Below are 7,604 nucleotides of genomic sequence, written 5' to 3'. Positions count from 1 at the left end.
GCCTCTTCCAGCGACAGCCGTTCGCGGGTGATCTCGGATTCGGAGAGCGGCGGCTGCACGCTGCGCAGCTGCGCGATCAGCGCCGTGCGCGCCCGCTCATAGAGCGCGCGACGGCTTTCGCCGGGAGCGTTGGGGTCCAGGGCGGCAATAGCGCGGGCGATCAGCGGATAGTAATCAGCCATTTCAACTCAACTATACGCGCGTCCTGGTAAGATATCGTTAAGCCTCAAACGGGTTTTGCACCAGGATAGTATCCTCGCGTTCGGGGCTGGTGGAAAGCAGTGCGACCGGGCACCCCACCAATTCCTCGATCCGGCGGACATATTTGATGGCCTGGGCCGGCAGGTCGGCCCAGGACCGCGCGCTGGCGGTCGGCTCCTTCCAGCCCTCGATGGTCTCGTAGATCGGCTCGACCCGGCTTTGCGCGCCCTCGCCGGCCGGGAAATGATCGATCTCCTTGCCGTCGAGCTTGTAGCCGGTGCAGACCTCGATGGTGTCGAAGCCGTCGAGGATGTCGAGCTTGGTCAGCGCCAGGCCGTTGATGCCGCAGGTGCGGACCGCCTGGCGGACCAGCACGGCGTCGAACCAGCCGCAACGGCGGGGCCGCCCGGTGTTGGTGCCGAACTCGCGGCCGCGCTCGCCGATCTTGCGGCCGGTCTCGTTGTCCTGCTCGGTCGGAAACGGGCCCTGGCCGACGCGGGTCGTATAGGCCTTGCACAGGCCGAGCACGTAGCCGACCGCGCCCGGCCCGAGGCCGGCGCCGGTCGCGGCCTGCGCCGCCACCGTGTTGGACGAGGTAACGTAAGGATAGGTGCCGTGATCGACGTCGAGCAGCGCACCTTGCGCGCCCTCGAACAGCATCCGCTTGCCCTCGCGCCGCTTGATGTCGAGCAGCCGCCAGACCGTCTCGGCATAGGGCAACAGCTGCGGCGCCATGGCCATCAGCTCCTTCAGGATCACCGCGCCATCGAATTCCGGCAGATTGAGGCCGCGGCGCAGCGCGTTGTGATGCGCCAGCAGGCGGTCGATCTTGTGCGGCAGCGTCTGGTGATCGGCCAGATCCATCAGGCGGATGGCGCGGCGGCCGACCTTGTCCTCATAGGCTGGTCCAATGCCGCGCCGCGTGGTGCCGATCGCGGTCGCCGCACTGGCGGATTCGCGGTGCGCATCGAGCTCGCGATGCAGCGGCAGGATCAAGGTGACGTTTTCCGCGACACGCAGGTTGTCGGGGCTGACATCGACGCCCTGCGACCGGAGCCTGGCGACCTCGTCGAGGAAGGCGGCGGGATCGAACACCACGCCGTTGCCGATCACCGACAGCTTGCCCTCGCGCAGCACGCCGGAGGGCAGCAGCGCGAGCTTGTAGGTCTTGCCGTTGATCACCAGCGTGTGGCCGGCGTTATGGCCGCCCTGGAAGCGGACCACGATGTCAGCCTGCTCCGACAACCAGTCGACGATCTTGCCCTTCCCTTCGTCGCCCCATTGGGCGCCGACGACGACAACGTTGGCCATTCGCGGGTAATCCCTATCAATCTGTCTCTAGAAGGCATGATCCTCGCGGAAAACCGGTGCCCACTCTTCCGGGATCATGCCTGCGCCCAGCCCAAGGGGCGGCCGGAGCCGCCCGCACGCAAGGCAGCCAACCGGATAAAGGAAGCAGCCCCTCTAGGCAAGCAAGAACGGGGCTTTTTCGGGGACCAAAGCCCGACCCAAGCCTTTGATATCCCCTGAAAATCCAGAAATCTTCCGGATCGGCGCGACGGCTTCGACCAAAGCCTGAGAGGCCATGTCCGCCGCTGCATGGTCGCGATGCGTCCGCCCCCCGTTGATGCCATCTCGATTTCCGTGTCTTTGAGCAGAGCCGGGTGATCAACCGGCCCGGACCTCGCCGGGCCGGAGGCCTCGGCGCATCCGCGGGGCCATAACGATCACAATGTCCGCCACCGGCCAGACCACCGCCGCCGACACCTCCGGTCACGGCTGGATCGCCAACCAGCCCTACCTGCTGCTCAGCATCACCGCGCTATGCTGGGCCGGCAACGCCATCGTCGGCCGTCTCGCCGCCGGCCACATCCCGCCGGTCACCCTCTCTTTCCTGCGCTGGTTCTTCGCCTTTCTCCTGGTGCTGCCGTTCGCCTGGAAGCATCTTGGGCAGGACTGGCCCGCGATCCGTGGGCGGCTCGGCCTGATGGTGACGCTCTCGATCACCGGCATCGGCGCCTTCAACACGCTGCAATATTGGGCGCTGGAGCACACCCAGGCGCTGAACACGCTGCTGCTGCAGTCGGCCGCGCCGTTGATCGTGGCATTGTGGTCGCTGGCCATCCTCGGCGTCCGACTCACCGCGGCGCAGGCCTTCGGCGTGCTGCTGTCGATGTGCGGCGTACTGACGATCCTGCTGCATGGCGATTTCACCACGCTCTCCAGCATCGAGTTCAACAAGGGCGACCTCATTTTCATCGTCGCGCTCGTGATCTTCGGGCTCTATTCGGTGCTGACGTTGAAGCGGCCGCCGATGCACGGGCTGTCGTTCCTCGCCTTCACCTTCGGCTGCGGCGCCGCCTGTCTCATTCCGCTCGAGATCTGGGAGCTGCTCGCGCGACCCGTGATGAAGCTCGACGGACCGAACCTGCTGACGCTGTTCTACGTCGCGGTATTCCCCTCGACGCTCGCCTATCTCTGCTTCAATCGCGGTGTCCGCCTGATCGGCGCCAACCGCGCCGCCCCGTTCTTCCACGTCGTGCCGGTGTTCGGTTCGATCATGGCGATCGTATTCCTCGGCGAGCACCCGCAGATCTTCCATTTCATCGGCTTTGCCTTGGTGCTGTCGGGCGTGTTCGTGGCTTCGCGAAAGCAGGCGAGCTAGCGGCTTCATCGAAGCGCTCGCTGCCTGTCCAGCGCGCGCCGCGAGATGACCACGCCTCAGCTGTTCTTGAACTTGCTGTAGGCCTCGCTGGTCGCGATGATCACATGCTCGGCGCAGCCGTTGACGCGATGCGGATCGGCTTCACGCTCGTAGGCTTCCGACGTCATCATATCGAGAAAGGCCGAGACAGTCGGGTAATAGACCAGCGCGACGAAGTCCCAGTCGTTGCCAGCGTGAGGACCGAGTGCGATGGCCTTCGCATCACCGGTCCAGAGCAGCGTGCCGCCGCGCGCCTTGATCATGGGCACGGTAATGGCGCTGTAGCGCAGATACGCATCCCAGCCCGATCCATCGCCGTCGCGCGAACGCGCGTGGAAGCGCATCAGGTTCAGCATCACCACCGGTGCGTTCGGATCGAGCCGCTCGAGGCCCTCGATGTTCAACATATTGACCGCCAATGGCACCTCCTCAGGGCTTGGCTGCATTGTAGCATTGCGGCGCCGTGACTTGTGCCATGACCGCAATCCGGCGCAAGCTCGCATCAGACGCCAATGACGATCGCTTCGCCCGCGCCACCGGCCTCGAATCCGGCCAGTTGGCTCAACAACCAACCATATTTGCTGCTCAGCCTGACCTCGCTGTTCTGGGCCGGCAACATCGTGCTCGCGCGCCATGTCGGCGCACATGTGCCGCCGTTGACCATCACCACGATCCGCTGGTTCGGCGTGTTCCTGATCCTGTTGCCGTTCGCCTGGCCGCACCTGAAGCGCGACTGGCCCGCCTTGCGGGGCAGCCTGCGCCTGATGCTGTTCCTGTCGCTGGTGGGCTTCGCCTTCAACAACGCGATCTCGTACTGGGCGATGCAATATACGGAGGCGTTGAACGCGCTCCTGATCCAGTCGGCAGGCCCCCTGTTCGTGGCGCTGTGGTCGCTGGTGCTGTTCGGCGTGCGGCTGACCGGCGCGCAGCTCGCCGGCATCGCGATCTCGCTGGTCGGCGTGCTGATCATCATCCTGCGCGGCGATCTTGCCGCGCTCGCCGGCATCAGCTTCAACCGGGGTGACCTCATGTTCGCCTCCTCGCTGGTGGCGTTCGGGCTCTACTCGGCCTTCATCCCGCGGCGGCCGAAGATCCACCAGCTCTCCTTTCTGTCCTTCACCACCTGCTGCGGCGCCACGATGCTGCTGCCCGCTGCGATCTGGGAGGCGGCCAGCGGCTACGTGCTGCATTTCGATGGGATCACGCTGGCGACGCTGGGCTACATCCTGATATTTCCCTCGACGCTGGCCTATCTCTTCTTCAACCGCGGCGTGGCGCTGATCGGGCCGAACCGCGCCGCGCCGTTCTTTCATCTGGTGCCGGTGTTCGGCTCGGCGATGGCGATCGTCCTGCTCGGCGAAAAGCTGCAGGCGTTCCACCTGATCGGCTACGCGCTGGTGCTCGCCGGCGTCGTGATCGCCTCGCGCCAGGGCTCTGCGGTGAAGTAATTCCGCGCCGCGGACGATGCACTATCGTGTCCCGGACGCGGCGCAGCGCGAAGCGGTGCGACGCAGAGCCGGGACCCAGTCTGCCGCAAGCATGGGCTCCGGTTCAGCAGTGCATCACGCCGCGAAAAGCGGCGCGCTGCACTGCGCCCGGGGCACGAGACAAACTCCCGTCTTCCGATTTTGACGAAGAGAAGCTACGTTCCGGCCAACCAAAAAGAGGGAACGTCCAAAGATGATTTCAGCATTGATTCGACACCTGCGCACCATCGGCGCAGTCGCCTTGTGCCTTACCGCCGCATCCACGGCGCAGGCCGACAATTATCCCAGCCGCAACATCACGCTGGTGCTGCCATTTGCGGCCGGCAGCGGCACCGACACCACCACGCGGCTGATCTCGCAGCATCTGTCGCAGGCACTCGGCGTCGGCATCGTGATCGAGAACAAGGCCGGCGCCAACGGCATGCTGGCCGCAACCTATGTCGCCAAGGCCGCGCCCGACGGCTACACGCTGCTGGTGACCACCAACACCACGCATTCGGCCAATCCCTATCTGCTCAAGAGCCTCACTTACGATCCGGTCAAGGATTTCACCCCGATCGCGCGCACCGGCGATCTGCCCTTCATGCTGGTCATCAATCCGGAAGTGCCGGCCAAGACCGTCGGCGAGCTCGTCGCCTATGGCAAGGCCAATCCAGGCAAGCTGAGCTACGCCTCCGGCTCGTCCTCGGCGATCGTGTCGGGCGCGACCTTTGCGCACAATGCCGGACTCGACCTCCTGCACGTGCCCTACAAAAGCTCGCCGCCGGCGCTCAACGACGTCATGGGCGGCCGCGTCTCGATGATGTTCGTGGACATCCTCACCGGCCTGCCCCACGTCCAGGGCAACGCGCTGCGTGCGCTCGCGGTCACCACCAAGGAGCGCTCGCCGCTGGTGCCGCATCTGCCCTCGATGCAAGAAGCGGGCGTGCCCGATTTCGACATCTCGTCGTGGCAGGGCTATTTCGGCCCGGCCGGCATGCCGAAGGAGATCGTGACGCGGCTCAACGCCGAGATCAGGAAGATCGTCGAGACTCCCGAGATCAAGGCCAAGCTCGCCACCCTCGGCATGGACGCCTTCTCGGGCACGCCGGAGCAGCTCGGCACCTTCGTGAACGAGCAGCTCGTGCTGTGGGAGAAGCTGATCACGAACGCGAAGATCGAGAAGCAGTAGGGTCCGCCACTGCTACTGTCATCGCCCGCGCAGGCGGGCGATCCAGTACTTCGAGACGGCGCGGCTAGAACCGAGAAGCTACGGCGTACTGGATGCCCCGCCTGCGCGGGGCATGACGGCGAGAGGATGGAAAAAGGTGGGCACAACGCGCTTGCGCGTCTTTGCCCACCCGACGAATTCAGCGCAAGGCCTTACGCCGCGCGCACCTTAGCGAGGAAGCTGTCGACGGCGCTGCGCAGCGCGCCGGACTGGTTGTCCAGCTCGCGAGCGTTGGTGAGCACGTCGGTGGCCGCACTTCCGGTCGCCTCCGCCGCCGAGGTGACGCTGCCGATATGGGCGTTGATCTCGCTCGAACCGGCCGCGACCGACTGGATGTTGCGGGCGATCTCGCGGGTGGCCTCGCCCTGCTGCTCGATCGATGCGGAAATGCCGGCGGTGATCTCGCTCATCTCGGCGATGGTCTGGGTGATGCCGGAGATGGCCGTGACCGCGTCGCTGGTCGAGGTCTGCATCGCCGCGACCTGCGCGGAGATCTCCTCGGTTGCCTTCGCGGTCTGGTTGGCGAGCGCCTTGACCTCGGAAGCTACGACGGCGAAACCGCGGCCGGATTCACCGGCGCGGGCCGCCTCGATGGTGGCATTGAGCGCGAGCAGATTGGTCTGCGCGGCGATCGAATGGATCAGCTTGACGACCTCCCCGATCTTCTCGGCGCCGGTGGAGAGCACCTGCACGGTGGCGTTGGTGCGCTCGGCGTCGCTGACGGCGCGGCTCGCCACTTCGGTCGAGCGGGTGACTTGGCGGGAGATCTCCGCAACCGAGCTCGACAGCTCTTCGGCGGCAGCCGCAACCGTCCCGACATTGCCGGAGGCCTTTTGCGAGGCCGCACCGACCGTCGCGGCGCGCGAGGAGGCGTCGCTCGCAGTCGCGGTCATCGACTGCGCCGTGCTCTGCATGCCGGCGGCGGCCGAGGACACCGAGCGGACGATGCCGTTGACGCTGCGCTCGAAGTCGCTGGCGATGCCCTCCATCGCACTGCGACGTTCCGCCGCGGCACGGTCCTTGGCATCGGCCTCGGTCTTCTCGAGGTCGCGGATGCGAACGGCGTTGTCCTTGAAGGTCTGGACGGTGGCAGCCATCGCACCGACTTCGTCGCCGCGACCGACACCCGGGATGTCGCCTTCGAGCTTGCCGTCGGCGAGATCCTTCATCCGTGCGCCGAGCAGCGCCAGCGGACGGCTGATGCTGCGCCCAAGCAGCCAGGCGACGCTGCCTGCAACGATCATGATGCCGAGCATGGCCAGGCCGAGCATCCAATAGACCGGTCCCATCTTCGCGTCGATGTCGTCGAGATAGGCGCCGGTGCCGATGAACATGTCGAGACCGGGAACGGCCATCGCGTAGCCGATCTTGCGGATCAACGTGTTCTCGCCCGGCTTCACGTACTCGTAGTAAAGCATCGTGTCGCCGTTGGCTTTCACCCCCGCCATTAGTTCGCGGTTCAGCTTGCGGCCGTTGGTTTCGACGTCCATTCGGTTGATACCGACCTGCTTGGGATCGGGCGCGAGCTGCGTGATGCCGTCATAGGAGGTGCCGAACAGATAGCCGGAGCCCTTGTCGTAGGTCATCGCGTTGCCGTAGCGACGAAGCTCGGCCATTGCGGCGTCCTTCGTCATCTCACCTGCGTCGACTCGCTTCTTCAGTGTGAGCGCGTAATTGCGGCCCATCTCGACAATCGCCTTGGCTTGGTCGATGCGCGCGTTCACCATCTCCTGCTTCATCAGGTAGCCGGCGAGGACACCGGAGATGCACAGGCCGAACAAGGTGACGCCGACAAGAATGCCGAGCTTCGGGACGATCTTCAGATTGCTCAACTTCACGGGAGGGCTCCGGCAATAATGGGATACGGGCGCGCGATCAGATCGATAGGAATCGAATCAACTTTTAGGGGGCGATGCCTTAGCAAGTTACTTACGAGCCTCCGTAGAAGCCCGGAAACGGCCCCTCGAATCGCGAATTTATCTCCGCATCAGCAACCGGGAAT

Annotated in this window: 6 protein-coding genes and 1 pseudogene; 3 read left to right on the top strand and 4 right to left on the bottom strand. The window is 65.1% G+C overall.

The annotated features are described in order from the left end of the window. Positions 1 to 182: pseudogene (locus tag SE91_RS01785) on the bottom strand (hypothetical protein); the annotation flags it as partial. Between the two features lie 37 nt (positions 183 to 219). Beyond that, the gene (locus SE91_RS01780; protein ID WP_008546076.1) at positions 220 to 1,512 is read right to left on the bottom strand and encodes an adenylosuccinate synthase; all 1,293 of its coding nucleotides are present in this window, start codon (positions 1,510 to 1,512) and stop codon (positions 220 to 222) included. A 421-nt stretch (positions 1,513 to 1,933) separates the two neighbouring features. Between SE91_RS01780 and SE91_RS01775 the strand changes: the two genes are divergently transcribed. Further along, positions 1,934 to 2,866 (top strand): DMT family transporter, encoded by a 933-nt coding sequence (locus tag SE91_RS01775; protein ID WP_061846356.1) that lies wholly within the window; start codon positions 1,934 to 1,936, stop codon positions 2,864 to 2,866. A 56-nt stretch (positions 2,867 to 2,922) separates the two neighbouring features. On the opposite strand, the gene SE91_RS01770 is transcribed toward SE91_RS01775, so the two are convergent. Then, positions 2,923 to 3,312 (bottom strand): DUF1330 domain-containing protein, encoded by a 390-nt coding sequence (locus SE91_RS01770; protein ID WP_197489557.1) that lies wholly within the window; start codon positions 3,310 to 3,312, stop codon positions 2,923 to 2,925. Positions 3,313 to 3,417: 105 nt separating this feature from the next. Between SE91_RS01770 and SE91_RS01765 the strand changes: the two genes are divergently transcribed. Continuing rightward, the gene (locus SE91_RS01765; RefSeq protein WP_060737083.1) at positions 3,418 to 4,353 is read left to right on the top strand and encodes a DMT family transporter; all 936 of its coding nucleotides are present in this window, start codon (positions 3,418 to 3,420) and stop codon (positions 4,351 to 4,353) included. A 232-nt stretch (positions 4,354 to 4,585) separates the two neighbouring features. Next, positions 4,586 to 5,563, top strand: coding sequence for a Bug family tripartite tricarboxylate transporter substrate binding protein (locus SE91_RS01760; RefSeq protein ID WP_061846354.1), 978 nt, complete (start codon positions 4,586 to 4,588; stop codon positions 5,561 to 5,563). Positions 5,564 to 5,754: 191 nt separating this feature from the next. Here SE91_RS01760 and SE91_RS01755 read toward each other — a convergent pair whose 3' ends face one another. Then, a complete protein-coding gene (locus SE91_RS01755) occupies positions 5,755 to 7,440 on the bottom strand; it encodes a methyl-accepting chemotaxis protein (protein WP_060737085.1) in 1,686 nt (561 codons plus the stop codon). Positions 7,441 to 7,604: the final 164 nt, after the last annotated feature.

Source organism: Bradyrhizobium sp. DOA1 (assembly GCF_001593325.1).
Lineage (GTDB): Bacteria > Pseudomonadota > Alphaproteobacteria > Rhizobiales > Xanthobacteraceae > Bradyrhizobium.
The sequence above is the reverse complement of the archived record's forward strand: the minus strand, read 5'-3'. Positions and strand labels throughout refer to the sequence as shown.

Excerpts from the sequence above, each read along its gene's own strand:
- SE91_RS01770 (WP_197489557.1), bottom strand. The coding sequence starts at position 3,312 with ATGTTGAACATCGAGGGCCTCGAGCGGCTCGATCCGAACGCACCGGTG.
- SE91_RS01765 (WP_060737083.1), top strand. The coding sequence starts at position 3,418 with ATGACGATCGCTTCGCCCGCGCCACCGGCCTCGAATCCGGCCAGTTGG.
- SE91_RS01775 (WP_061846356.1), top strand. The coding sequence starts at position 1,934 with ATGTCCGCCACCGGCCAGACCACCGCCGCCGACACCTCCGGTCACGGC.
- SE91_RS01780 (WP_008546076.1), bottom strand. The coding sequence starts at position 1,512 with ATGGCCAACGTTGTCGTCGTCGGCGCCCAATGGGGCGACGAAGGGAAG.
- SE91_RS01760 (WP_061846354.1), top strand. The coding sequence starts at position 4,586 with ATGATTTCAGCATTGATTCGACACCTGCGCACCATCGGCGCAGTCGCC.